This is a genomic window from Bradyrhizobium sp. SPXBL-02 (genome assembly GCF_051853065.1).
GTDB lineage: Bacteria > Pseudomonadota > Alphaproteobacteria > Rhizobiales > Xanthobacteraceae > Bradyrhizobium.
Genome location: NZ_CP182474.1, coordinates 3,175,430 through 3,199,106 on the forward strand (window position 1 = coordinate 3,175,430; position 23,677 = coordinate 3,199,106).

Annotated in this window: 20 protein-coding genes, 2 tRNA genes and 1 pseudogene; 14 read left to right on the plus strand and 9 right to left on the minus strand. The window is 65.2% G+C overall.

The window, feature by feature from the left end; translation table 11 throughout:
• The first annotated feature begins 85 nt into the window (after nt 1-85).
• The 3 genes from ACNJYD_RS14530 (at nt 86) to ACNJYD_RS14540 (ending at nt 3,167) form a co-directional block, all read left to right on the plus strand.
• On the plus strand, nt 86-289 hold the full coding sequence (locus tag ACNJYD_RS14530; RefSeq protein ID WP_439366733.1) for a hypothetical protein: 204 nt from the start codon (nt 86-88) through the stop codon (nt 287-289).
• A gap of 241 nt (nt 290-530) precedes the next feature.
• A complete protein-coding gene (locus tag ACNJYD_RS14535) occupies nt 531-1,658 on the plus strand; it encodes a glycosyltransferase family 2 protein (RefSeq protein ID WP_172783026.1) in 1,128 nt (375 codons plus the stop codon).
• 6 nt (nt 1,659-1,664) lie between these two features.
• Nucleotides 1,665-3,167 (plus strand): glycosyltransferase family 39 protein, encoded by a 1,503-nt coding sequence (locus ACNJYD_RS14540; protein WP_439366734.1) that lies wholly within the window; start codon nt 1,665-1,667, stop codon nt 3,165-3,167.
• A gap of 218 nt (nt 3,168-3,385) precedes the next feature.
• Here the strand turns inward: ACNJYD_RS14540 and ACNJYD_RS14545 are convergent, their stop codons facing one another.
• Both ACNJYD_RS14545 and ACNJYD_RS14550 read right to left on the minus strand, forming a co-directional pair.
• Nucleotides 3,386-5,275 carry a CHASE2 domain-containing protein gene (locus ACNJYD_RS14545; RefSeq protein ID WP_439366735.1) on the minus strand — a complete coding sequence of 630 codons (1,890 nt, stop codon included), beginning with the start codon at nt 5,273-5,275 and terminating at the stop codon, nt 3,386-3,388.
• A gap of 60 nt (nt 5,276-5,335) precedes the next feature.
• Nucleotides 5,336-5,860, minus strand: a complete 525-nt coding sequence (locus tag ACNJYD_RS14550) for a FecR domain-containing protein (protein WP_439366736.1) — start codon at nt 5,858-5,860, stop codon at nt 5,336-5,338.
• 667 nt (nt 5,861-6,527) lie between these two features.
• Between ACNJYD_RS14550 and ACNJYD_RS14555 the strand changes: the two genes are divergently transcribed.
• On the plus strand, nt 6,528-7,619 hold the full coding sequence (locus ACNJYD_RS14555; RefSeq protein WP_439366737.1) for a DUF2778 domain-containing protein: 1,092 nt from the start codon (nt 6,528-6,530) through the stop codon (nt 7,617-7,619).
• A 93-nt stretch (nt 7,620-7,712) separates the two neighbouring features.
• Here ACNJYD_RS14555 and ACNJYD_RS14560 read toward each other — a convergent pair whose 3' ends face one another.
• Both ACNJYD_RS14560 and ACNJYD_RS14565 read right to left on the minus strand, forming a co-directional pair.
• Nucleotides 7,713-8,351 (minus strand): glutathione S-transferase N-terminal domain-containing protein, encoded by a 639-nt coding sequence (locus tag ACNJYD_RS14560; RefSeq protein WP_439366738.1) that lies wholly within the window; start codon nt 8,349-8,351, stop codon nt 7,713-7,715.
• Between the two features lie 12 nt (nt 8,352-8,363).
• Nucleotides 8,364-8,957 (minus strand): cysteine hydrolase family protein, encoded by a 594-nt coding sequence (locus ACNJYD_RS14565; protein WP_439366739.1) that lies wholly within the window; start codon nt 8,955-8,957, stop codon nt 8,364-8,366.
• A gap of 128 nt (nt 8,958-9,085) precedes the next feature.
• Here ACNJYD_RS14565 and ACNJYD_RS14570 point away from each other — a divergent pair, with 128 nt between their 5' ends.
• The 6 genes from ACNJYD_RS14570 to lepB all read left to right on the plus strand — a co-directional run bounded on the left by ACNJYD_RS14570 (nt 9,086) and on the right by lepB (nt 13,096).
• Complete coding sequence (locus ACNJYD_RS14570) at nt 9,086-9,919, plus strand: LysR family transcriptional regulator (protein WP_439366740.1); 834 nt, start codon at nt 9,086-9,088, stop codon at nt 9,917-9,919.
• Between the two features lie 140 nt (nt 9,920-10,059).
• A complete protein-coding gene (locus ACNJYD_RS14575) occupies nt 10,060-10,347 on the plus strand; it encodes a GIY-YIG nuclease family protein (protein WP_439366741.1) in 288 nt (95 codons plus the stop codon).
• A gap of 203 nt (nt 10,348-10,550) precedes the next feature.
• Nucleotides 10,551-10,620, plus strand: a tRNA-Phe gene (locus ACNJYD_RS14580).
• A 4-nt stretch (nt 10,621-10,624) separates the two neighbouring features.
• Nucleotides 10,625-10,690: transfer RNA gene (locus ACNJYD_RS14585), tRNA-His, on the plus strand.
• Nucleotides 10,691-11,055: 365 nt separating this feature from the next.
• Nucleotides 11,056-12,189: a slipin family protein gene (locus tag ACNJYD_RS14590; RefSeq protein WP_439367477.1), complete on the plus strand. Its 1,134-nt coding sequence runs from the start codon at nt 11,056-11,058 to the stop codon at nt 12,187-12,189.
• Nucleotides 12,190-12,349: 160 nt separating this feature from the next.
• Entirely contained in the window at nt 12,350-13,096 is a 747-nt protein-coding gene (gene lepB, locus ACNJYD_RS14595; RefSeq protein ID WP_439366742.1) for a signal peptidase I, read from the plus strand.
• Between the two features lie 112 nt (nt 13,097-13,208).
• On the opposite strand, the pseudogene ACNJYD_RS14600 reads toward lepB, so the two are convergent.
• From ACNJYD_RS14600 to ACNJYD_RS14610, 3 genes and pseudogenes are all read right to left on the minus strand, one after another.
• A pseudogene (locus ACNJYD_RS14600) lies at nt 13,209-13,494 on the minus strand (GIY-YIG nuclease family protein).
• A 146-nt stretch (nt 13,495-13,640) separates the two neighbouring features.
• The gene (groL, locus tag ACNJYD_RS14605) at nt 13,641-15,281 is read right to left on the minus strand and encodes a chaperonin GroEL (RefSeq protein WP_194467474.1); all 1,641 of its coding nucleotides are present in this window, start codon (nt 15,279-15,281) and stop codon (nt 13,641-13,643) included.
• 45 nt (nt 15,282-15,326) lie between these two features.
• Nucleotides 15,327-15,641 carry a co-chaperone GroES gene (locus ACNJYD_RS14610; protein WP_025037205.1) on the minus strand — a complete coding sequence of 105 codons (315 nt, stop codon included), beginning with the start codon at nt 15,639-15,641 and terminating at the stop codon, nt 15,327-15,329.
• A 400-nt stretch (nt 15,642-16,041) separates the two neighbouring features.
• Between ACNJYD_RS14610 and ACNJYD_RS14615 the strand changes: the two genes are divergently transcribed.
• The gene (locus ACNJYD_RS14615; protein ID WP_036029809.1) at nt 16,042-16,329 is read left to right on the plus strand and encodes an usg protein; all 288 of its coding nucleotides are present in this window, start codon (nt 16,042-16,044) and stop codon (nt 16,327-16,329) included.
• 123 nt (nt 16,330-16,452) lie between these two features.
• Here the strand turns inward: ACNJYD_RS14615 and ACNJYD_RS14620 are convergent, their stop codons facing one another.
• A complete protein-coding gene (locus ACNJYD_RS14620; RefSeq protein WP_439366743.1) occupies nt 16,453-18,582 on the minus strand; it encodes a tetratricopeptide repeat protein in 2,130 nt (709 codons plus the stop codon).
• A gap of 280 nt (nt 18,583-18,862) precedes the next feature.
• Here ACNJYD_RS14620 and ACNJYD_RS14625 point away from each other — a divergent pair, with 280 nt between their 5' ends.
• Both ACNJYD_RS14625 and ACNJYD_RS14630 read left to right on the plus strand, forming a co-directional pair.
• On the plus strand, nt 18,863-19,390 hold the full coding sequence (locus ACNJYD_RS14625) for a cupin domain-containing protein (RefSeq protein ID WP_212258089.1): 528 nt from the start codon (nt 18,863-18,865) through the stop codon (nt 19,388-19,390).
• Nucleotides 19,391-19,541: 151 nt separating this feature from the next.
• Nucleotides 19,542-20,741 carry a rhomboid family intramembrane serine protease gene (locus ACNJYD_RS14630; RefSeq protein WP_439366744.1) on the plus strand — a complete coding sequence of 400 codons (1,200 nt, stop codon included), beginning with the start codon at nt 19,542-19,544 and terminating at the stop codon, nt 20,739-20,741.
• Nucleotides 20,742-20,851: 110 nt separating this feature from the next.
• Here ACNJYD_RS14630 and ACNJYD_RS14635 read toward each other — a convergent pair whose 3' ends face one another.
• Nucleotides 20,852-22,102, minus strand: a complete 1,251-nt coding sequence (locus ACNJYD_RS14635; RefSeq protein WP_439366745.1) for a NupC/NupG family nucleoside CNT transporter — start codon at nt 22,100-22,102, stop codon at nt 20,852-20,854.
• Between the two features lie 161 nt (nt 22,103-22,263).
• Between ACNJYD_RS14635 and ACNJYD_RS14640 the strand changes: the two genes are divergently transcribed.
• Nucleotides 22,264-23,502 (plus strand): MFS transporter, encoded by a 1,239-nt coding sequence (locus ACNJYD_RS14640; protein WP_439366746.1) that lies wholly within the window; start codon nt 22,264-22,266, stop codon nt 23,500-23,502.
• Nucleotides 23,503-23,677 lie beyond the last annotated feature (175 nt).

Below are 23,677 nucleotides of genomic sequence, written 5' to 3' on the forward strand. Positions count from 1 at the left end.
CGTCGCTAGTGCTGTCTGTGAGCTCTTCCGGCCGCGCGCGCATCCGTGGTATCAGTGGGCCGGTCTGGAGCGGGGATGGACTTGCATGTCGTCTGAGTCGGTGGGTGGCATTCTGGGGGCGATCGTCGCGGCGGTCGTGCTTGCGGTTGCCGTCGTGTTCGGGCCGATCGGCCAGTACGGCAAGCCGCCCAAGCCGGCGAAGGCCGAGCCGGCCCCAGCGGCGGCACCGGCAGCCCCCGCCGCGCCCGCGCCACGCGGGCCGATCATCCGGGAAGTGCCCAACCAATAGGGCATGAAAATCCGGGTTTCGGCCCCTTGCGGAACGCCATTGCCGTCCCCATTTAGCTTCTAACGGCGACGTTGAGCGTAAAGATCTCCATCGCCGGAACGACCTTGGAATAGCTTAAGGCCTGCGCCGGATGTACGCGCGGCCCGCCGTTCCGGGGTCGTTGGCATTTTAGGGCCCTTTTCGGCCATTCCCCAGAACCCCGGCTTGGCAGCGCAGGATGCGGCGGATATACGCTGCCGTCATGAACGAAGCGATCAGACCGGGCATCGACAACCAGGCTCAAGAGGGGCCGGAACTGTCGGTCATCGTCCCGACCTTCAACGAGCGCGACAACGTCACGGTGCTGTACCGGCGCCTGGAGGCGACGCTCGCCAACGTCGCCTGGGAAGTCGTGTTCGTCGATGACAATTCGCCCGACGGCACCTGGGACGTCGTGCGCGAACTGGCGCAGCGCGACAGCCGCGTGCGCTGCGTCCGCCGCATCGGCCGCCGCGGCCTGTCGGGCGCCTGCATCGAGGGCATCCTCGCCTCCAGCGCGCCCTATGTGGCCGTGATCGATGCCGACCTCCAGCACGACGAGACGCAGCTGCCCAAGATGCTGTTGCTGCTAGCAAGCGATCAGGCCGACCTCGTCGTTGGCAGCCGCTACATCGAGGGCTACAAGAGCGAAGGCTTCAACAAGCAGCGCGCCGGCGCCAGCGCGCTCGCGACCGAGGTCGCCAAGAAGATGCTGCGGGTCGAGATTGCCGATCCCATGAGCGGCTTCTTCATGATCCGCCGCGACCGCTTCGAGCAGCTCGCACCGAAGCTCTCCGTGCACGGCTTCAAGATCCTGCTCGACATCGTCGCGACCGCGCATGGCAGCTTGCGGGCGGTCGAGATTCCCTACACCTTCGGCGCCCGCCAGCACGGCGAGAGCAAGCTCGATTCCATGGTCGCGCTCGACTTCCTCGGTCTCGTCTTCGCCAAGCTGACCAACGACGTCGTCTCGCTGCGCTTCATCCTGTTCGCGATGGTCGGCGGCTTCGGCTTGGTGGTGCACCTGACCACGCTGTTCATCGCGCTTCGCCTGTTCAACGCGCCATTCGCGGAGGCGCAGGCCGCCGGCGCCATCGTCGCCATGACCAGCAATTTCATCCTCAACAACTTCCTCACCTATCGCGACCAGCGGCTGAAGGGCTTTGCGCTGCTGCGCGGCCTGATCGCCTTCTACATCGTGTGCAGCGTCGGCCTGCTCGCCAATGTCGGCGTCGCCTTCTCGGTCTACGACCAGGAGCCGATCTGGTGGCTGGCCGGCATGGCCGGCGCGCTGATGGGCGTGGTGTGGAACTACGCGATGTCCGGACTGTTCGTCTGGCGCAAGAAATAGCGCGACATGGGCGGAGCTGACGCGCGGATCGTCCGCAATACCGCGCTGCTGATTCTCGCGCTGGTGGGATTGCGGCTCGTTGCAGCCGCGTTCACCCCGATCACGTTCGACGAAGCCTATTACTGGATGTGGTCGAAGAGCCTCGCCGGAGGCTATTACGACCATCCGCCGATGGTCGCCTATGTGATCCGCGCCGGCACCATGATCGCGGGCGATACCGAGCTCGGCGTCCGCCTCGTCTCGATCCTGCTGGCGCTGCCGATGAGCTACGCGGTCTATCGCTCCGCCGCGATCCTGTTCGGCGGCGCACGCGTGGCCGCGACCAGCGCCATCCTGCTCAATGTGACGCTGCTTGCTTCCGTCGGCACACTGATCGTCACGCCCGATGCGCCGCTGCTGGTCGCCTCCAGCTTCGTGCTGTTCTTCCTCGCCAAGGTGCTGGAGACGGGACGGGGCGCCTGGTGGCTCGCGGTTGGCGTTGCGGTCGGCGCGGCGCTGCTGTCGAAATACACCGCGATGTTCTTCGGGCCGGCGATCCTGATCTGGCTCGCATCCGTGCCAAAACTCCGGCGCTGGTTTCTCTCGCCCTGGCCCTATCTCGGCGGCCTCGTGGCCCTGGCGCTGTTCTCGCCGGTGATCCTCTGGAATGCAGACCATCAATGGGTCTCGTTCGCAAAGCAGCTCGGCCGCGCCAGGATCGAGGACTTCCGCCCCGTCTTCATCGCCGAGCTGATCCCGACCCAGATCGCGTTCGCAACGCCGCTGGTCTTCATCCTCGGCGCAATGGGCCTGCACGCGCTGACCTGGCAGCGCGCCGGCGCGCTGGCCTCGCGGGTGCTGATCGAGACGATGTTCTGGACCATCGTCGCCTATTTCGTCTGGCATTCGCTGCATGCCCGCGTCGAGGCCAACTGGTTCGCACCGGTGTATCCGCCGTTTGTCATAGCCGCGGCCGCCGCCGCCAATCTCGCGCAGTGGAAGCCGCGTCAGCGGCGCCTCGTCGACTTTTGCCTGCGCTGGGCCGCGCCGGTGGGCATCGTCATGTTCGCAGCCCTGATCGTGCAGGCCAATACCGGCTGGTTGTCCGGATATCGCCGCGATGCCACCGTGCGCAGTGTCGGTGTCGGCTGGCGCGAGCTCGCGGCAGAGATCGAGGCGGTGCGCGTGCGCAGTGGCGCGACCTGTGTGCTCGCGCAGGATTACGGCACCACGAGCTGGCTCGCATTCTATCTGCCGCGCGGCACCTGCGTCGCGCAGCAAAGCCAGCGCATCCGCTGGATCAACATGAAAGAGCCCGATCCCAAGCTGCTCGCCGGCAGGCTGCTCTATGTCGACGAGCTACGCGCAGACGGAAATCCCGCCCTCAATGCTCTCTTTGCGCAGGTGACGCAGGTGGCGCAATTGCAGCGCAAGCGCGGGCCGCTCGTGGTCGAGACCTACGGCATCGACCTGCTGGAAGGTGCCAAGGGCGAGGTGCTGGACCGCTCGCCGCCGCCGGAAGCGCGGTAGCGCCTTAGAGCGGAATGGCTCTAGGTCGAATCGATTGCCGCGGGCTCGGTGCAACCTCTCCCGCTTGCGGGAGAGGTCGCGCCGAAGGCGCGGGTGAGGGTTTTCTCCTCCAGGGGATTGTCCCATTGCGGAAACACCCTCTCCCCAACCCTCTCCCGCAAGCGGGAGAGGGAGCGCACCTCCGTCTTTGCAGCGATCGAGCCTCACTTCATCGCGCTTTAGCCCATCATCTCGGCCTTGGCCGCATCCTGGCCTGGTCCATCCCGGTCGCGCCAGAACCAGACGGTCACGACGCCGGAGCGGCCGCGGACCTGAGCGAGCAGGGGGCCGGACAAAACGCCGTCGGGCGCGCCCTGGAAGTCGGCCGCATCCAGCAGCGTGTCGCTCAGCGCGAGGCGCGCATCGTTCTGGGCGGCAATCTCCATCAGCCGGCTTGCGACGTTGACGGTATCGCCTGTCGCCGTGATGTGCTGATGGCTTTCGCCGAGCCGCGAGGCGACGATCGGGCCGCAATGCGCGCCGATCTTGAAGCCGAGCTGACCTGCGATCGCCGGCGGCAGCGAGGCGATCCAGCCTGCGAGGCCGCGATGCAGATCGATCGCGCATTTCAGCGCGCGTGCCGAATCGTCGGGCATCGCGCGCGGCAGCCCGAACAGGATCATGGCGCCGTCGCCGAGGAAGCCCGTGATCATGCCGCCGCAATCGATCGCGGTCCGGTCGATCAGCGCATGAAACGCCTTCAGGATATCCGTGAGCTCGTCCGGATCGATCCGCTCGCTCAGACCGGTGAAACCGGAGAGATCGACGAACACCACGGCTGCGTCCTGCCGCACCGGCTTCGACAGGAAGTTCGGATCTCGCGCCAGCCAATCCTGCAGCGCCGGAGCCTGGAATTGCGCGAGCGACCTGCTCCGGGCGGCGAAATATTGCGTGCGGCGGCCCCCGGCCCACAGCTGCACGCCGGCAAAGACCGCAACCGGCGGTACCGCCGCGACGAGCGTGGTCGCGGCGTTCAGCCAGACGCCATGCATGAACGCGAACAGGTTGAGCCCGGCCCAGGCGATCATCACCGCGGCCGCGGCCATGGTGCCGAGCGCGATGCGCTGCCAGGCGAGCAGGCCGACCAGCAGCATCGGCAGCAGGATCGCCGTGAGCGCGTCGGCAATGCGGACCCTGTGGTCGCGCAAGATGGCGTCGCCGGCAACGAGATGCGTGATCGCGGTCGAGACCACCTCGACGCCGGGCATCAGCGAATCGAACGGCGTCGGATAGAAATCGCCGCCGCCGGCGACGGAGGCGCCGATCACGACGATCCGGTTCTCGATGGCCGCGCGATCGAGCGTGCCGTCGAAGATGCTCTGTGCGCTGACGGTACGGATGGTGCGGCGCGGGCCGTAATAGGTGATCGGCAATGCCAGATTGCTGTCGGTCGGCACCAGGCGATCGCCGAGCATGAGATGGCCCGGCGCGACGGTCAGCGGCTTGTCGAGCGCGCGGGCCGCGACGCGCAACGGAAACGACAGCTCGACCTTGTCGCGGGTCCGGAACAGCATCGGCACCGCGAGCGGCGAGCCTGATTGCCCTGTCGCGACGTTGACGACGCCGACCTCGGCGTGAACGGCGAATGCGGGCAATGGCTGCAGGAAGCGCTCGGCCTCGGGCAGCACGGCCAGCGGACCTTCGCTGCTGGGGGCCACGGTTTCGCTGGCGGAGGGGAAGATCGCCGCGGCGGCGAGCACCATCGGGCCGGTGGCGAGCGTGTTGGCGAGCGTCGCATCGCCGATCGCTGCGCTGCGATCGACCAGCAGCAGGTCGATCGCCACGACCTTCGGCTTGAACTGCACGATGGTGTCGACGACGCGGGCGAGATCGGCGCGCGGCAGCGGATAGCTGCCGCCCCGCTTCACCACGGTGTCGTCGATCGCGACGATCGTGACGAGATCCGGCGGACGCTGCACGCCGCGGGCCTGCGTCCGCCAGTCTGTCAGCGTCGCTTCGAGGCGGTCGAGAAAGCGCAGATGGCCGTCGGCATGCGTGGCATAGATGCCCGCGCCCCACAGCGCGGTGAGGACGAGTGCCACCAGGATCTGAACGCGTCGGCTGCGCATGCGGTCGTCTTGCAATCCTATTGTCCAAATTTCATGGGCCGGGCCTGGTCGACCAGGGGCTCATTGCCCGAGTCTTGCCATCAGCGCATCGACGCGCGGCTGGCCCCAGGTCTTGACGATCAGGGGGCCGGTTGCCTCGACATCGACGCCTTCGCCGGGCCCAAGCACGACGCCGCGTCCACGAGCCCTGCGGCTCACGCCGACCCGGCCGTCTGCGACGAACACGGCGGTCTTGGCGTCAGCGACATCGACCGCCCATTTGGTGCCGCGCACCGCGGCAATCGCTTGCGGCGTCAGCACCTTGAAGGGATTGCCCCGCGGCTTCTTGGGCACCTCGAGCAGCAAGGCTTTGCTGCTCAATTCGACCGAGTCTATATGTCCGTCGCGGTTGGCGTCCTTCAGTTCAAACTTGGCGCCGTTTTCCGCGACGATGGTGATGCCGTTGTCGCAGCGCCAGGTCTGCGTCCCGGCAGCCGACGGCGATGCCGTGCAGCCCGCATCGGCCGCAGGCTGCGCCATCGCAGATCCAATCAACAGAAGCGACCCCGCCAGGGCGAAAAGCCCTGCGCGCGCGATCCCTCTCATGCCAGCCTCCGTTTGCGTGCTCGGCACAGGTCAGGGCGGGACGATACGGTACCGTATCACACGCAGAGGCTGCTGAGAAGTGCCGACGTGGCAGCTATTTTCTCGCGGTGGCGATGTCCAGAACCGACGCGATCAACTTTCAGTCACGGCGCCGTGCCGCGTGAGGTCGCGTGACGCGTCATGCGCCTGGGCCGGTGCCGCATGGCCGGCGGAAGAGGCCTATCGGACGCGTGCTCCACCAGCCTCGCGCAACGCTTGCGCATTACGTTTTGGGGGCAGTCGAGGATCACGAAAATGACGTTGTTGAGTGCGTCATGGATGTGGCCGAGGACGTCCGCAGAGCGTGCTGAATCGGCCGAGAATTATGGTGAACAGACCCGACTAAGTCCGTAGTTCTGCGGGCTTTTTTCTCAAAACGGGACAACGTTAACGAGTTGCCCCAGATCCGCCCGAACTTAATCCGCATTTAACTAAAAGTCGCCTTAATGACGCTCCGACCCTCTGCGAGATGCTGTTCCCGGATCGTGACCAGCGGCGCTTCGAAGGGGGACTGAGTGACACCGTCCTGGACGCAAGGCGAATGAGTACGAGTATCGCTGCGCAGAGTAACGCGGCACGGAAGTCCAAGAATTTCTCCAAGAACAATTCGCGGAAATCTTCCCGGAAAATGACAACGACCAATTGGCTTGGCGCCGCGGCGATCGGCTGCGTCGTGATGGGCGCCGGCTGGACCATCCACAGCAACATCTTCGGCGCGAGCGTCTATCCGACGGTGGGCAGCATCGGCTACGACGAGCCGGTGATCAAGCGCGCGCCCAGGGTGGCACTGCGTGAGGCGGGCGAAGCCATCAAGGAAACTTTCGCGCTGCTGCCCGACCGGCTGCAGGTCGCAGCTCCGATCTCGCGCGAGATGTTCAACGAGCGCTTTGCCGCGGCGGCGACGCAAGGCGTGCCGTCGAATGCCGCGAGCGCACCCGCAGCCCAGGTTGCGGCAACCAAGGAAACTTCGAAGGACGCCCCGAAGCAGAGCGTGATCGCCAAGGTCGCGGACGCGCTGAAGCCGGCGGCCAAATCCACTGACAAGACCATCGACAAGCCTGCTGACAAGGCCAAGCGCGAGGGCCAGATGCAACTGGCCTCGGCCGACCCGGCCGAGATCGTGCCGGCGCCCGAAGCGAAACCGAAATCCTTCGCCGATCGCGCCAAGGCCGCGGTGATGTCGATCACCGCTCCGCGCCAGTCGATGGTCGAAAAGCTCTGGGGCAAGCGCGAGCCGTCGGGTGGACTGCTCGCCTACGCCTCGGCCGATGCCAGCGTGACGGCATCCATCGCGCCGAAGGAGCAGAACCCCATGCTCGGCGGCGCGCCGCCCTATGAGCGCGACACCGCGGTCTACGACATCACCGCCAAAACGGTGTATCTGCCCGACGGCACCAGGCTCGAGGCGCATTCCGGCCTCGGCTCCAATCTCGACGATCCGCGCTCCTCGAAGATCCGCATGCGCGGCGTGACGCCCCCGCACATCTACACGCTGAAGCCGCGCGAGGCGCTGTTCCACGGCGTGCCGGCGCTGCGCCTGACCCCGATCGGCGGCGAGAGTGCGATCTACGGCCGCGACGGCCTGCTCGCTCACACCTTCATGCTCGGGCCGAACGGTGATTCCAACGGCTGCGTGTCGTTCAAGGACTACTACGCGTTCCTCGACGCCTACCGCAACAAGGGCATCCGCAAGCTCGCCGTGCTGGCGCGGGTGGAGTGATCTCAGTCAATTCCCGGTAACGCAAAAGGGCCGCTCACTGCGGCCCTTTTGTTTTTTCGCTTTGCCAGCGCCATTGCCCGCATCGGTGACCTGCTACGCGGCATTGGCGGGCATGGTCTTGCGCAGCGCCATCTCGGTGGCGATCGCCTCTCGCACCACGGGCCGCGCCTGCATGCGTTCGAGATAGGCCGCCAGCGGCGGCCATTGCGTGATGTCTACCCCCGCCGGACGGAGCAGCAGCAAGGCCCAGGTGAGATGGGCATCTGCCACGGTGAAGCCGTTGCCGACGAGGAATTCGCGGTCTGCCAGATGCGCTGACGGCACCGACAGGGTCTGCGGGATCCGTGCACGCGGCTTGGCGAGCGAGCCGTCGTCCTTGTACCAGAAGGTCGGAAACAGGAACGCCTTGTGGATCTCGGCGCCGACGAAGCTCAGCCATTCCTGCAGGCGATAGCGATCGGGATCGCCGAACCGCGGCGCAAGACCCGTCTCCGGTTTCAGATCGGCGATGTATTGCAGCACCGCCGCGCTCTCCGTCAGCCGATCGCCGTTCTCCAGCACGAGGACCGGCACCGCTCCCTTCGGCGCTACGTCGCGAAAGTCGCTGTCGTCGTCCACGACCTGCTTGGTCCTGAGATGCACCAGATGATAGTGCGCCTCGAGGCCTGCTTCCATCAGCGCGATGCGGCTCGCAAGCGAGCAGGCCATCGGCGAGAAATAGAGTTGCAGCATCGCGTTGCTCCATTATTTCAGTGCGTCGCCGCGCGCGATGATGGCGAAGCGGTCGGATAGCTCGGCGAGTGCAACCTCATGGATGGTTCGAGCGTCCAGCGTGCCGCCGCGGCCGTCCGGCAGGTCGCGCGTGGCGCAGGAATCGGCATCGATCGTCGTGCGAAAACCGAGGTCGAGCGCGGCGCGCGCGGTGGAGCTGACGCACATATGCGTCATGAAGCCGGCCAGCACGATGTTCTTCCTGTCGGTTGCGGCAAGGCGCGCCTGCAAATCAGTGCCGGCGAACGCATTCGGCAACTCCTTCTCGATCACCAGCTCGCCGGCACGGGGGCTCAGTTCGGCGACGATGGCGCCGCGCTCAGCGCCACGATCGAACAGGCTGCCGGCCTTGCCGCGATGGGCAATATGGAAGATCGCGGCGCCGCTGTCGCGAGCCCGTGCCAGGAGCGCAGCCGCCCGCGCGATCGCAGGTCTCGCCTCGGGCAAAGCGAGAGGACCTTCGAGATACTCGTTCTGGATATCGATCAGCACCAGCGCGGCGTCGGCAAGGCGCGGCGGGTTGAGATCGGCGCCGGCGAGCTGCAGCAGGGTCTTCGCGGTCGTCATGGTCTTGGGAATCTCCGGGGCAAAGGCTGAACGAAACATAGCGCCGCGGAGGCCTGCCGATATGCAGGGATATTGCAGCGGGTGGCTGCGATATTGCAGGCCGCTCGGGGCCGGTATAGCCTCGCGCAATGAACTGGGACGATCTGCGCATCATCGCTGCCGTCAGGGAGGAGGGCACCTACGCCGGCGCCAGCGCGCGGCTGCGCATCGACGAAACGACGGTCGGACGCAGGCTGTCGCGCATCGAGCGTGCGCTCGGTTTGCGTCTGTTCGAGGCCGCCGACGGCGTCCGCCGGCCGACGCGGAGTTGCGAGGCGGTGCTGGCGCATGTCGAGGCGATGGCCGCACATGCCGCCGAGATCGGTCGCCTCAGCGAGAGCCTGGAAGGTCCGGTCGGACGTCTGCGCATCGCCTCCACCAATACGGTCGCCGAGGCGGTGCTGTCGCCGCGCACGAGCGACTTCCTGCGCGCTCATCCCGGCCTGACGTTGCAATTCCTCACCTCGAGCGAGAACGTCAAATTCTCGCGCTGGGAGGCCGATCTTGCCATCCGCCTGCGCAAGCCCGACAAGGGCGATTTCGCGATCTCCAGGGTCGGCGACATCAAGCTCTATTACTTCGAGCCTGCGAGGATCGAAGGCGAGCCGATGCTCTGCGTCTATCCGGACGAGCTCGGTGCCATTCCCGAGATGCAATTCCTGCGCACCAAGAAAGCCCGCGCGCGTTGCGTCACCGACAACGTTCGTGTCATCCGTAACCTGATCCGCGCGCATCAGGCCGCAGGCGTGTTGCCGGAGTATGTTTGCGCGGACTTGCTCGGCGATCGCCGCCTGCGCGCCACGCTGCTACCGAAGCGCCGCGACGTCTGGCTCTTGGTGCAGAACCATCTCAAGCGCGACGCTGCAGCGCGCGTGACCATCGACTGGGTGAGGGCGTGCTTCCAGGCGATGTCGCGCGGTTGAGGCGCTTCGCGGAGCAACGATCGCAATACTGCGACTACAGCTTTTGGTTGATGTACTCTCCGCTTCATCCTAACATCCGCTCGTCATTCCGGGGCGGCGCGAAGCGCCGAGCCCGGAATCCATAATCACAGGCCGATGGAATGGCGTACTACGTCTACATCCTGGCGAGTAGAAAATACGGCACGCTCTACATTGGCGTAACCAGCGACCTCGTTCGACGCGTTTACCAGCACAAGACCAAAGTCGTCCCGGGATTCACCAAGCGATACGGCGTCGACAAGCTGGTTCTGTTTGAGATTTTCGACGACCCCGCGAGTGCGATTGCTCGAGAAAAAGAACTGAAGAAATGGCGTCGGGATTGGAAGACGCGATTGATCGACGAACAGAATCCCAACTGGGATGATCTCAACAACGGGATCTCCAACTAGGACTTGTGGTTATGGCTTCCGGGCTCGCGGCTTCGCCGCGCCCCGGAATGACGGATGAAAAATCTTGCATCACCCCCTTGCAACCCGAACGTGCCTGGTCTATTAGCGCCGTCCTTCGCTAGGCCGTGGGTTCGGGCTCGTTGAGATCCCGACTGGCGCGGGCCGGTCTTCCGGTTTCGTGTCCCGCCGAATGAAGGAGAAACGCAGGACGTAGCTCATGGAGAGCGTCGGGTTGAAAGCCCGAAGGCATCGGTTCGATTCCGGTCTCTTGCACAAAGGATAGCTCAGTTTGGTAGAGCAGATGATTGTGACTCATCCTGTCGCGGGTTCGAATCCCGCTCCAGCGCTCCGTTTCAGCCTCATAAGCTGATACCTCTGAAGGGGACCGGACGCGCGCTTCAGTCGCCGTCCGGCCGCATTGCCCAAAAGGCTTTCGTCCGAACAACGACACTGTGAGACCGGCTTTGCGCCGCGGGTCGATACCGCTTGCGCCGATGCCGGGTGGCTCCGCATGACCGCGCGACGTCAGTCGCGCGATCGCGCGCGTGCGCCCGTCATCGTGCAAGCTCAAGCCCCGGCCCGCCGATTTCATGGGAAGCGTCGTCCGCGTCCTCAAGTCCTTTGCAAACGAAACCTGTCGTCCGGCATTCGGCCGGGCGCAAATGAAGGAGGCGTGCCATGACTTTGAACAAGGGCTGGCACTTGCTGATGCTGAACGTGACGGTGAAGGATGGCGAGCGTGCGTTGCTGACGCGCAACGGGCAGCTCGTGCGCGTGCTCGCGCCCGGCAAGCATCGCCTGTTCGATCCCCTGCACGAGCTGAGCGCCGAGGTGCTCGACGTGGTCCGCAGCGAATTTCCTGCGGAGCGCTACGCGGTGCTGAAGGCCGCGCGGCCTGATCTGGCCGCCGAGCTGTTCGAGGCGGTCGAGACCAAGGCGGACGAGATCGCCATCGTCAGCCTCGACGGCCGGCCCGTGCATCTGATGACGCCCTGGCAGGTGCGCGTCTACTGGAAGGTCGCAACCCGCATCGATGTCGAGCGCATCGATGTGTCCGCTGATCCCAAGGTCAGCGCGCGACATCTGGCCATGATCGAGCGCAACCGTTCGGCCGTGACGTCGGAGACGGTGGTCGAGAACCACGAGGCGGGCCTGCTCTATGTCGAGGGCCGGCTCACCGAGCGGCTCGCGCCCGGCCGGCACGCCTTCTGGACCGTCGGCCGCAAGATCGAGGTGAAGCGCCTCGACCTGCGGCCCCAGGCGGTCGAGATCACCGCGCAGGAGATGCTGACCAAGGATCGCATCGCGCTGCGGGTGACGCTGACGGCGTTCCGTAAGGTGGTCGATCCCGAGCGCACGGTTGCGACCGTGCCCGACGTGGATGCGTGGCTGTACCGCCTGGTGCAGTTCGCGATCCGCGAGGCGGTAGCTGGCCGGACGCTGGACGAGGTGCTGTCGGCGAAGGCGGCGCTGGATGCGGAGCTGCGCGACTATGTGCGGGCACGCGTCGCGGAGTCCGGCGTCGAGGTCACCGAGCTCGGCGTCAAGGACGTGATCCTGCCCGGCGAGATCCGGGAGCTGGTGAACAAGGTGGTGGAGGCGGAGCGGGTCGCGAAGGCGAACCTGATCCGCCGGCAGGAGGAGACCGCGGCGACGCGTTCGCTCCTGAACACTGCCCGCCTGATGGAGGAGAACCCCCTGCTGCTGCGGCTCAAGGAGCTGGAGTCGCTGGAGCGGCTGGTCGAGAAGGTCGGCCGCATCGACCTCCATGCCGGTGACGGCCAGGGCCTCGATGCGCTGCTGACCCGGCTCGTGCGCCTGAAGGCGCCCGAGAGCGCATGAACCGAAGGGCCGCCCACGGGCGGCCCTTCACATCTGCGTTGCCGCCGTCTGCGATGAACGCGATCGGCGCGCGGCGCGACCAATTTGAGCTGGTCGGGGATTGAGCGCGCTCGCAGGTTGCGTCATCTTGGGGCCGCAACGTCTTGATCAGGGAAGGCACATGACCGTTCTTCAGGAATCGATCCGCCCCGCGGCGCGATCCAGCGACTGGAAGGCGATCGTTGTCCTGATCCTGATGATCCCGGTGCTGTGGTCGCCGGTGATCCTGTTTCGCTTCGTCCTGTACCAGCCGTTCAACATCCCCTCCGGTTCGATGGCACCGGCGCTGATGGTCGGCGACTACGTCTTCGCCGCGAAATATGCCTACGGGTATGGCCGCTATTCCCTTCCGTTCGCGCCGTCCTGGATCTCGGGCCGCATCCTCGCCGCCGATCCCGAATATGGCGACATCGTCGTGTTCCGGACGGCGAAGGACAGTTCTGTCGACTACGTCAAGCGCGTCGTCGGCCTGCCCGGAGACCGCATCCAGATGCGGCAGGGCCAGCTCATCCTCAACGGCCGCCCGGTGACGCGCGTCGCCCTGGAGGCGACACCCGCCGGCGAGGCCTGCGGTGTCGACGACCGCGCGGCCGTCAAGCGCTGGCGCGAGACGCTGCCGAGCGGCGCGTCCTATGTGACCTACGACTGCGCCGACGACGGCACCCTCGACAACACCAACGCCTTCACGGTGCCGCCGGGCCACTTCTTCGTGCTCGGCGACAACCGCGACAATTCCACCGACAGCCGCATGCAGTCGACATTCGGCTTCGTGCCGATGGACAATCTCATCGGCAAGGTGACGCGGATTTTCTGGTCGCTCGACGAAGACGGCGAGCCACGCTTCGAGCGGATCGGGAAGGTGGAGTGAGGGGGGCCGTCATTGCGGGGCAGCGCGCAGCGCCTGGTTGCGCGCGCTCTATCCGGGCTGTCATTCCGGGGCAGCGCGAAGCGCTGAGCCCGGAATCCATCAATCTGCAAGCTCAGCTCGCGATTTGTGGATATAGGTCGATCCACTGGGGATTCTTCTCCTCAATAAGCCGGACCTTCCATTCCCGTCGCCACTTCTTCAATTCCTTCTCGCGCGATGGCAGTTAGGGGATCGTCGTAGATTTCGAACCAAACGAGCCTGTCGACAGAGTATCTCTTGCTGAAACCGGCGACGGCTTTGCTCTTATGTTCATGGATACGGCGAACGATGTCGTTCGTCACGCCGATGTAGAGCGTGCCGTATTTCTTGCTGGCGAGGAGATAGACGTAGTAGGCCATGAGCAAGTGGTGAAATGGATTCCGGGTTCGCGACTTCGTCGCGCCCCGGAATGACCATTTTACCACTTTGACGTGCATCGCCCAAACAAAAACCCCGGCATCGCTGCCGGGGTTTCGCGTGTCTCGACTTTGCCTGAGAGGCTGGATCAGAAGTCCATGCCGCCCATGCCGCCGCCCGGGGGCATCGCGGGGCCGGCGCCGCCCTTCTTGGGCAGCTCGGCGACCATGGCTTCCGTGGTGATCAGGAGCGCGGCCACCGAGGCTGCGTTCTGGATCGCGGTGCGGACCACCTTGGTCGGGTCGATGATGCCCTTCTTGACGAGGTCGGCATATTCGCCGGTCTGGGAGTCGAAGCCGTAATTGTAGGCCTTGTTCTCCAGGATCTTGCCGACGATCACCGAGCCGTCTTCACCGGCGTTGATCGCGATCTGGCGAGCGGGCGCCGACAGCGCCTTGCGCACGATCTCGACGCCGGTCTTCTGGTCGTCGTTCTTGGTGCGCAGGCCCTTGAGCTGCTCGGAGGCACGGAGCAGGGCGACGCCGCCGCCCGGAACGATGCCTTCTTCCACGGCCGCGCGGGTCGCATGCATCGCGTCATCAACGCGATCCTTGCGCTCCTTCACCTCGACCTCGGTCGCGCCGCCGACGCGGATCACCGCGACGCCGCCCGCGAGCTTGGCGAGACGCTCCTGGAGCTTCTCACGGTCGTAGTCCGAGGTGGTCTCCTCGATCTGCGCCTTGATCTGGGCCACGCGCGCCTCGATGTCGGCCTTCTTGCCGGCGCCGTTGACGATCGTGGTGTTCTCCTTGTCGATCATCACCTTCTTGGCGCGACCGAGCATGTTGAGCGTGACGTTCTCGAGCTTGATGCCGAGATCTTCCGAGATCGCCTGGCCGCCGGTCAGGATCGCGATGTCCTGCAGCATGGCCTTGCGGCGATCGCCGAAGCCCGGAGCCTTGACGGCCGCGACCTTCAGGCCGCCGCGCAGGCGGTTTACGACCAGGGTCGCAAGCGCTTCGCCTTCGACGTCCTCGGCGACGATGACCAGCGGCTTGCCGGTCTGCACCACGGCCTCGAGCAGCGGCAGCAGCTCGTTCAGCGAGGAGAGCTTCTTCTCGTTGATGAGGATGTAGGCGTCGTCCATCTCGACGCGCATCTTGTCGGCGTTGGTGACGAAGTAGGGCGAGATGTAGCCGCGGTCGAACTGCATGCCCTCGACCACGTCGAGCTCGGTCTCGAGCGACTTGGCTTCCTCGACGGTGATGACACCCTCGTTGCCGACCTTCTTCATGGCGTCGGAGAGGAACTTGCCGATCTCGGCATCGCCGTTGGCCGAGATGGTGCCGACCTGGGCGATCTCGTCGTTCGAGGTGACCTTCTTCGAGTTCTTCTCGAGGTCGGCCACGACGGCTTCGACCGCGAGGTCGATACCGCGCTTGAGGTCCATCGGGTTCATGCCGGCGGCGACCGACTTGGCGCCTTCCTTCACGATCGCGGCCGCGAGCACGGTCGCGGTGGTGGTGCCGTCGCCGGCCGCGTCAGCGGACTTGGAGGCGACTTCGCGCACCATCTGCGCGCCCATGTTCTCGAACTTGTCGTCGAGCTCGATCTCCTTGGCGACGGTGACGCCGTCCTTGGTGATGCGGGGAGCGCCGAACGACTTGTCGAGCACGACGTTGCGGCCCTTCGGACCGAGCGTGACCTTCACCGCGTTGGCGAGGATGTCGACGCCGCGCAGCATCTTGTCGCGCGCTTCAACCGAGAATTTGACTTCTTTGGCTGCCATCTGAATTTTTCCTTGAGGGTTTGACTGGAGGGAGGAGAGGGGCTCTTAAGCCGCCTTCTTCTTGGACTCGCTGACTTCGAGAACGCCCATCACGTCGCTCTCCTTCATGATCAGCAGGTCCTGGCCGTCGATCTTGACCTCGGTGCCGGACCACTTGCCGAACAGCACGCGGTCGCCGACCTTCAGGTCGATCGGGATCAGCTTGCCAGCTTCGTCGCGGCCACCGGGGCCAACGGCGACGACTTCGCCCTGGGAGGGCTTTTCCTTGGCAGTGTCGGGAATGATGATGCCGCCAGCGGTCTTCTCTTCGGCGTCGATGCGCTTGACCACGACGCGGTCGTGAAGCGGACGGAATTTCATGCAGTCCTCCTAAGCAATTGCTCGGGTTGAGGTTTTGAGATTGTTAGCAATCGTTGCCCGTGAGTGCTAGCACGGGCGACGCTGAAATAGGACAGGAATTTTGCGGGGGCAAGGGTTTGTAGCAGAAAAAATAGCAGCCGAAAGCGCGGACTGCCAGAAACCCTTTTCCATCGTTAACCAGCCTCGGAGGCCTCTTTGAGGCCGCTTGGGAGGCCGTATTAGCACGGAGTCGTCTCTGCTGCTAAAGCATTGAATTTCAACAGCTTGTTAAACTTTTGGGCTTGAGATGAGTTGTCAGTTTGCGTCACATTTCTCTCATGTGAGCGCATCGTTTCCGGGTGGCTCCCGGGGCACGGACAGGCCACCCCCCGCAAATGCGCTCCTGCAAAGGAGGTTTGGCATGGGACTGCGCGTTGGGGGCGTTTCCGAGGAATTCCGGAAACAGATGCTGGGCTACGGGCTGACGACGGCACAAATTCTCTATCGGATGCCGGATCATCCCTCGCTGCTGCAGACCTATGTCTGGCAGAACTACGACATGTTTCCGAAATTCCCCGCGCTGACCGATTTCCTGGCGTTCTGGCAGGAGAAGCTCGACGGTCCCCTCCACTCGGTCACGGTGGCACATTGCAAGCTGATCAAGCCGGCCGAGCTCCGCGCCGTCGACGGCGTGTTCCGGCTGCATTGAACAGCGCAGCGGTCTCGGAGGGTGGGCAAAGGCGCGCACTTCGCGCGCAGTGCCCACCATCTCTCCGTGATATCCAGTAATGGTGGGCACGCTACGCTTAGCCCACCCTACGAGATCTCCCAATCAGACGCCGCTGTTGCAATAGCGCGTCCACATCGCGCGATAGGCCTCGTCCACCGCTTGCGCATATGAGACGGGGTTGCCCGCGGCCGCGGCGTTGATCGTTGCGGGCAATTCGCGGCGCAATTGGTCGAGCTCGCCGATCACGGCCGCACGGCTGGCCGCGATCTCGACATAGGCCTCCTCGCTGTCGGCGACCCAGTCCGGCAGGCCAAGCGCGGTGAGGATGGCGCCGGCAGCGCGGCCGGGCAGGCTGCTCCCCAGCTTCGCCACCACGGGCACGCCCATCTGCAGGGCTTCCCATGTGCTGACGCCGCCGTTCTGCGGGAACGGGTCGAGGGCAATGTCGATGCGGTTGAACGATGCCAGATGCTCGTCCCGCAAGGTGGCTCCAAGCAGATCGACGCGTTCGGCCGGCAATCGGCACGCCGCAAATCGCGCCAGCAGCTTGTCGCGGACCAGTTGATCGTCGAGCGCAACGTCCTTGATCAGCAGTCGCGAGCCCGGCACCCGCGCGAGAATCCTGGACCAGACTGCCGCTGCCTCGTCCGAGATCTTGCTGATGCGGTTGAAGACACCGAATGTGACGAAGCCGTTCGAGAGCGCCGGCGTCTTGCCCTGCGCAATTCCGGCAGGCAGCGCCGCCAGGGTCACGAAGCACGGCAGGTCGACGACCGTCTCTGCAAACAGAGGCCGAACCGCCGAAGGAATCCCGACCGGATCCGAGAACAGATAGTCGATCGTCGGCAGTCCGGTGCCGGTGCCGTGGCCCCAGCCGTGCGCCTGGATCGGTGCCGGCTTGCGCGCAAATACACCGAGGCGGTTTCCTCTGGTATGGCCGGACAGATCGATCAGGATATCGATGCGATCGTCGCGAATCTGGGCGGCAAGGCGATCGTCGCTCCATTGCGAGGCATCACGCCAGCGATCGGCGATGGCTTGAAATTCGCGTGTCGTCGCGTCCACTTTCGACGAGCACGAGTAGCACACGATCTCGAACTGGGCCCGATCATGGTGTTGCAGCACGGGCTTGAAAATGAACGCGGCCGAATGCGCGTTGAAGTCCGACGAGACGTAGCCCAGCACCAGGCGGCGATCCGGATCGCGGCTGTTGTCATGCGGTGCCGCCGCTTCTGACGCGAGTTTCGCGCCGATCCGCTCCCACCATACGCGTCGCGCCTGCTGATGCTGCGCGACGCTCGCGTCCGGCACGAAGTCGAGCGCGAAGATCTTGCTGGAGATCGCGCTCTCGAGGTCGGGCCGGATGTCGAGGGCTCTGTTGAAACTGGCCAGGGCTTCGTCGACCCGGCCGAGCCCGGCAAGGCAGAGGCCCAGCACCAGGTGAGCCTGATCGGAATCGGGCGCGATCGCGAGCGCCTTTTCGCAATCGGCCAATGCCTGGGCCATCTGCTGGGTCTGGAGCAAGACATTGGCGCGCCAGAGCCATCCGTTCACGTCGTCAGGGGCTAGGGCGATCGCCCGATTGCAATCCGCCATGGCCTCGTCAAATCGCTGCAGCTCCCGGAGTGCAACGGCGCGGTTCGCCAGCGCCGCCGCATAGTCGGGCTTGATCGCGAGCGCGCGGTTCAGGCTTGCGAGCGCCTCGTCGTAGTTGCGCAGACGGCAGAGCGCGGAGCCGCGGCCGTTGTGGGCTTCGGCCAGGTTTCCGTCGATGGCGAGCGCCCGATCGTAGCTCTCGAGCGCTTCCTGGTGGCGATCAAGGGCTGCGCTCGCGTTCCCGAGATTGGACAGGGCCAGGGCGTAGTTGGGCCGCAAGGCGAGGGCCTTGCGATAAATCTCGCGGGCCTCAGCGTGACGTTTCAGCCCGTTCAGCGCGACGCCCAGGCTCATATGGGCTTCGGCCGATCGCGGATCCGCGGCAACCGCCCGGCTCAGCAGGATCTCGGCCTGCTGATAGTTCTTCGCATCGGACTCCAGGGCGCCGAGCATATGCAGGGCGATGAATTGATTGGGTGCGATCTGCAGGAGCTGGCGATAGGCAGCCTTGGCCTCGGGCAGGCGTCCCTTCTTGTGCAATTCGAGCGCTTGCCCGAGCAAGGGTAGCGATTCGGCCTTTTGCCGTTTCTGAAGCCGGGCATGATGAAATGCACGCTGACCGACATTGCTGCCCATGAATCATTCCCCCGGATTTCCCCGACGAGACTAGTTCAGCGCGAGAACGAAGACGAGACGACAGCCGCTCGCCACGCCAGCCTGGGGCAAGCTACGATCGATGCGGTGATTGCGTGACTGGCCAACAGCCTCTTACCCTCCCCCTCCAGGGGAGGGTAAGCGCAGATGCGGCGCTACTCAGCACAATCAGCCCGCAATTGCCGCTTCGCCCACGACTGGGTAATCTGGCGTTCGGGCCACACCGGCGCGACGGGCGCGGCTCAGAACAGGGAGGCAGACAATGGCCAAGCAAAAGGCATCGAGGCCTGCAATGAAGACCGCGGTCAAGAAGCGGAGCGGCGCCAAGGCGGCGGCGCGATCCTCTGCACGCAAGGCCGTGAAGGCGAAGGCGCGCACTGCCGCCCCGAAGAAGCCCGCACGTCCGAAGCAGCGCATCGCCGTCAGCCATCACCGCGAGGAAGACTTCAAGGCCGACGGCCTGCGCACCTACGCGAAGTACCGCGATCTCGGCATCGCCGAGGCGACCCATGGCCTGGCGCAGGCGCATGTGATCCGCTTGCAAGGCCCCTGCAATCCGGCCGAGGTCTCCAAGCTCCACTATCACGACGTCGAATTCCAGATGGTCTACGTGCTCAAGGGGTGGGTGAAGACCTATATGGACGGACAGGGCGAGACCTTGATGAAGCAAGGCAGCGCCTGGACCCAGCCGCCGAAGATCAGGCACATGATCCTGGACTATTCGGACGACGTGGAGCTGCTGGAGGTGATCCTCCCCGCTGAGTTCAAGACGGTGGAGTTGAAGGCGTAAGCGCGACCCTTGATCGCTAAAATGCGGTCGATCCGCGAAACCGGGCGGTCAGCAATCGTGATGATTTCGGCCGCCCCGCAACCTCGGCGCTAACCAGTCGAAAATACCTCTCGCGTCAACTCAAGGCTGTGACAACGCGGGAAATGCTTTCATGGCGACCAACACTTTTGGCCGACGCGGCACCGTAGCGCCAGCTCCAAGAGCGTCGTTTCAACCCGCCACCGCGCCGATCGCTGGTGAGAAGCACTCTTCAAGCGAGGAGACGCTCTTTGCCGACAACAAGCTTCTGGCCGATATCCCCTTCCTCACCCTTGGCCTGATCTTCGCTCTGCTCCTGATCTTCGCTCTGCAACGCAGTCTGGCCGTCGACATTGCGCGGGACGGCGACCTCGATGTCCGCTCGCTGATCGCTCAGGGCGCCTCCGGCTACGATCTCGTCATCGGAAGGGGGGAGTGGTGGCGGATCGGCCTTGCGCCGCTTCTGCATGGCAGCGGGTGGCACCTCGTGAGCAATTGCGTGGCGCTGTTCATCGTCGGCGTCAGGCTGGAGTCGCTGATCGGCCGCGGCTGGTTCGCGCTGATCTTCGTTGCCAGTGCATTGGCCGGCGAGGCCGGCTCGCTGCTGGGCAACGGTCCCGGCACGGTCGGCGTCGGTGCGTCCGGCGCCATCACCGGGCTGATCGCCGCGCTGTTCGTCGCGAGCTTCGATCCAGAAGCGGACGCCGATCAAACCATATCGAGGCTGAAGACCTCGCTGTTCTTCGGGGTTCCCGCGCTGCTGCCGCTTGCCTTCGGCGCGTCCGGCAACGTCAACTATTATGCGCATGCAGGCGGTGCCGTGGCCGGCGCCGCGCTCGCCGTCACGCCGTGGCTGGCCTTCTGGTCCTATGACAGCCTGCCGCGGAGTGCGAGCATGACCTTGCTTGCAGGCTCCGTCGGATCTCTCATCTGCGCCGGCTTCGCCGCCGCGCATTATTCGGCTTACATGGCCGACGCCGCGCACTATATCCGCGCCTCGGAAGTGCCGGTGAAGGCTGACGAGATGGTCTCACGGTCGCTCGATCTCGTCACCCGCTACCCGAAAGACGCGCGGGCTCACGTGTACCGTGCGGTCTTCTTCCTGGAAAAAGCGAACCTTAGTGCCGCCGAGACGGAAGCGCGAACCGCCATGGCGCTCGCAGCTTCGGACGTGGCGGGCGGGCCGGTGCGTGCCGGGGCGCAGGGCTTGATGGCGGTGTTGCTGTGGGCGCAGGGGCGAACCAGCGAAGCGAAGGCCATGGCGGCCGAGCCGTGCCGTGCCAAGATGCCCGAGGTGCGCCGCATCCTGCAGAAATCGAAACTATGCGGTTGAGCCGTACGTTCCTTCCGCCGTCATTGCGAGCGAAGCGAAGCAATCCAGAAATGTTTCTACGGAAACAGCCTGGATTGCTTCGCTTCGCTCGCAATGACGGTAGAGATAGCCTACGCCAACACCCCCACCACCGCCCCCATCAGGCACGTCGTCAGCGTCCCCGACACGATCGACTTCAGGCCCAGCGCGTTGATCTCCTCGCGCCGCTCCGGCGCCATCACCCCTAAGCCGCCTATCATGATGCCGAGGCTGGCGAAATTGGCGAAGCCGCACATCGCATAAAGCATGATCAGGCGCGAGCGCGGATCGAGCGTATCGGGCGGCAGCTTCGAGAAGTCGACATAGGCGATCAATTCGTTGAGCACGGTCTTGGTGCCCATCAGGCTGCCGGCGGTGATCGCCTGATCCCACGGCAGCCCCATCAGCCAGCACACCGGCGCCATGACGAGGCCGAGCAGCCGCTGCAGCGAGATCGCGGCGCCGCCGATGTGCGGAAGCAGGCCGAGCATTGCGTTGACGAGATAGACCAGGGCCACCAGCACCAGCAGCATCGCGACGATGTTGATCAGCAGCTCGATCCCCGCGCTGGTGCCTTTCACGATCGCGTCCATCGTGCTGGCGACCTCCATCTCCGGATCCTCCAGCGCGCCGCCGGTGCGCTTGTCGGATGTTTCGGGCACCATGATCAGGCTGACCAGGATCGCCGCTGGCGCGCCGAGCACGGAGGCGATGACGAAATGCGCGGCGGCGTCGGGGATGAGCGGGGCCAGCAGCGTCGCATAGAGCACCAGCACCGTGCCGGCGATGCCGGCCATGCCGCCGGTCATGACCAGGAACAACTCGCTGCGCGTCATCTGTGCCAGATACGGCCGCACGAACAGCGGCGCCTCGACCATGCCGAGGAAGATGTTGGCGGCGGTCGAGAGACCGACCGCGCCGCCGACGCCGAGCGTACGCTCCAGCAGCCAGGCCATGCCGCGGACGATCGGTGGCAGCACGCGCCAATAGAACAACAGCGTCGTCAGCACGCTCATGACCAGCACGATCGGCAGCGCCTGGAACGCCAGGATGAAGTCCGCGCCCGGCGCCTTCAGGTCGAAGGGCAGGGCTCCGCCGCCGATATAGCCGAACACGAAGGCGGAGCCGGCCCGCGAGGCCGCCGAGATCGCGCCGACCGCGTCGTTGATGGCACCGAAGGCATGGGCGACGACCGGCAGCTTCAGCAGCACGAGGGCGGTGACGAAGGTCGCGGCGAGGCCGATCGCCGCCTGGCGCAGCGACACGGCGCGGCGATTCTCCGCCAGCGCGAAGGCGATCAACAGCAATGCGAAAATGCCGAGTGCCGATTGCAAGCGCAGCATGGTGTCCTCAAACCCTCAATGATTATGGCCGCGCCTGCGCTGCAAAGGCAATGCCGGGACCGGCCGGAAACGCCCCAGTGTTGACAAGCGGGGCCACCTCGGCCACGCGGGAGGCCTTCGACATCGAGGGAAAGAGCGGTCCGAGGGTGACCCGACAGGCGATGCCAGAGCAGCCAATATCCGGACATCGACCGGTCAGCGCCGGCGCGCTTCTCGCCCACCGCGCCTTCCTGTTCTTCCTGCTCTCGCGCAGCCTGTCGCGCTTCTCCAGCCAGATCGCGGCGGTTGCGATCGGCTGGCAGATCTACGATCTCACCGGCTCGGCCTTCGACCTCGGCATGGTCGGCCTCGTCCAGTTCCTGCCCACGGCGCTTCTGGTGTTCGTCGCAGGCCACGCCGCCGACCGCTACGAGCGCAAGCGCGTGGTCCAGCTCTGCCAGCTGGTGGAGGCCGCGACCGCGCTCTATCTCGCGACCATCACCTATCTCGGCGCGGTCAGCGAGGTGCAGATCTTCATCGCGACCTTTCTGCTCGGAATCGCCGGCGCGTTCGAGAGCCCGACCACGGCGGCGCTGCTGCCGTTGATCGCGCCGCAGGGCTCGCTCCAGCGCGCCACTGCCGTCTCCAGTGGGGCGGCGCAGGTCGCGACCATCACGGGACCTGCGCTCGGCGGCATCGCCTACGCAATCGCCCCGCACCTGGCCTATGCCGTGATGGTCCTGTTCTGGGTGTTGGGGATGATTTTGACCGGCTTCATCCGTCCGCGCCCGCAGGCGATCGCAAGGGAGGGGATGGACTCCGACAACATCTTCGCCGGCGTCCGCTTCATTCGCAGCAACCCGGCAATCCTCGGGACCATCTCGCTCGATTTGTTCGCCGTGCTGTTCGGTGGCGTCACGGCGCTGCTGCCGATCTATGCCCGCGACATCCTGCAGACCGGCCCGGTCGGACTTGGGGTGCTGCGCGCCGCGCCCGCGGTCGGTGCCTTGCTGATGACCATGGTGCTGGCGCGACACGCCATCTCGCGCCATGTCGGCCTGCGCATGTTCCAGGCGGTGATCGTGTTCGGCCTCGCCACCATCGTGTTCGCGCTGTCGTCCTGGATGTGGCTGTCGGTGCTGTCGCTCGCGATTCTCGGTGCGGCCGACACGATCAGCGTCGTGATCCGCTTCTCGCTGGTGCAGCTGTCGACGCCCGACGAGATGCGCGGCCGGGTCGGGGCGGTGAATTTCCTGTTCATCAACGCCTCGAACCAGCTCGGCCAGTTCGAGAGCGGCCTCACCGCCGCCCTGTTCGGCGTCATGCCCGCCGCCGTGCTCGGCGGCGTCTGTACGGTGGCCGTGGCGCTGCTTTGGATGAAGCTGTTTCCGACCCTGCGGAAGGTGGAGACCCTAGAGTAGGCCTCCGCTCTCTCCACGTCATTGCGAGGAGCCCTTGCGACGAAGCAATCCAGAATGTCACCGCGGAGGCAGCCTGGATTGCTTCGCTGCGCTCGCAATGACGATAGTGGAGGCAGCGCCGGGATTTAGCTGACGTCACCCTCGCGCGCCGAAGCCCGTTGCAACCCCACGCCGC

Excerpts from the sequence above, each read along its gene's own strand:
- ACNJYD_RS14535 (WP_172783026.1), top strand. The coding sequence starts at position 531 with ATGAACGAAGCGATCAGACCGGGCATCGACAACCAGGCTCAAGAGGGG.
- ACNJYD_RS14640 (WP_439366746.1), top strand. The coding sequence starts at position 22,264 with ATGCCAGAGCAGCCAATATCCGGACATCGACCGGTCAGCGCCGGCGCG.
- ACNJYD_RS14620 (WP_439366743.1), bottom strand. The coding sequence starts at position 18,582 with ATGGGCAGCAATGTCGGTCAGCGTGCATTTCATCATGCCCGGCTTCAG.
- groL (WP_194467474.1), bottom strand. The coding sequence starts at position 15,281 with ATGGCAGCCAAAGAAGTCAAATTCTCGGTTGAAGCGCGCGACAAGATG.
- ACNJYD_RS14530 (WP_439366733.1), top strand. The coding sequence starts at position 86 with ATGTCGTCTGAGTCGGTGGGTGGCATTCTGGGGGCGATCGTCGCGGCG.
- ACNJYD_RS14615 (WP_036029809.1), top strand. The coding sequence starts at position 16,042 with ATGGGACTGCGCGTTGGGGGCGTTTCCGAGGAATTCCGGAAACAGATG.
- ACNJYD_RS14630 (WP_439366744.1), top strand. The coding sequence starts at position 19,542 with ATGGCGACCAACACTTTTGGCCGACGCGGCACCGTAGCGCCAGCTCCA.
- ACNJYD_RS14610 (WP_025037205.1), bottom strand. The coding sequence starts at position 15,641 with ATGAAATTCCGTCCGCTTCACGACCGCGTCGTGGTCAAGCGCATCGAC.
- ACNJYD_RS14550 (WP_439366736.1), bottom strand. The coding sequence starts at position 5,860 with ATGAGAGGGATCGCGCGCGCAGGGCTTTTCGCCCTGGCGGGGTCGCTT.
- ACNJYD_RS14635 (WP_439366745.1), bottom strand. The coding sequence starts at position 22,102 with ATGCTGCGCTTGCAATCGGCACTCGGCATTTTCGCATTGCTGTTGATC.
- ACNJYD_RS14540 (WP_439366734.1), top strand. The coding sequence starts at position 1,665 with ATGGGCGGAGCTGACGCGCGGATCGTCCGCAATACCGCGCTGCTGATT.
- ACNJYD_RS14570 (WP_439366740.1), top strand. The coding sequence starts at position 9,086 with ATGAACTGGGACGATCTGCGCATCATCGCTGCCGTCAGGGAGGAGGGC.
- ACNJYD_RS14575 (WP_439366741.1), top strand. The coding sequence starts at position 10,060 with ATGGCGTACTACGTCTACATCCTGGCGAGTAGAAAATACGGCACGCTC.
- ACNJYD_RS14565 (WP_439366739.1), bottom strand. The coding sequence starts at position 8,957 with ATGACGACCGCGAAGACCCTGCTGCAGCTCGCCGGCGCCGATCTCAAC.
- ACNJYD_RS14590 (WP_439367477.1), top strand. The coding sequence starts at position 11,056 with ATGCTGAACGTGACGGTGAAGGATGGCGAGCGTGCGTTGCTGACGCGC.
- ACNJYD_RS14545 (WP_439366735.1), bottom strand. The coding sequence starts at position 5,275 with ATGCGCAGCCGACGCGTTCAGATCCTGGTGGCACTCGTCCTCACCGCG.
- ACNJYD_RS14560 (WP_439366738.1), bottom strand. The coding sequence starts at position 8,351 with ATGCTGCAACTCTATTTCTCGCCGATGGCCTGCTCGCTTGCGAGCCGC.
- ACNJYD_RS14625 (WP_212258089.1), top strand. The coding sequence starts at position 18,863 with ATGGCCAAGCAAAAGGCATCGAGGCCTGCAATGAAGACCGCGGTCAAG.
- lepB (WP_439366742.1), top strand. The coding sequence starts at position 12,350 with ATGACCGTTCTTCAGGAATCGATCCGCCCCGCGGCGCGATCCAGCGAC.
- ACNJYD_RS14555 (WP_439366737.1), top strand. The coding sequence starts at position 6,528 with ATGACAACGACCAATTGGCTTGGCGCCGCGGCGATCGGCTGCGTCGTG.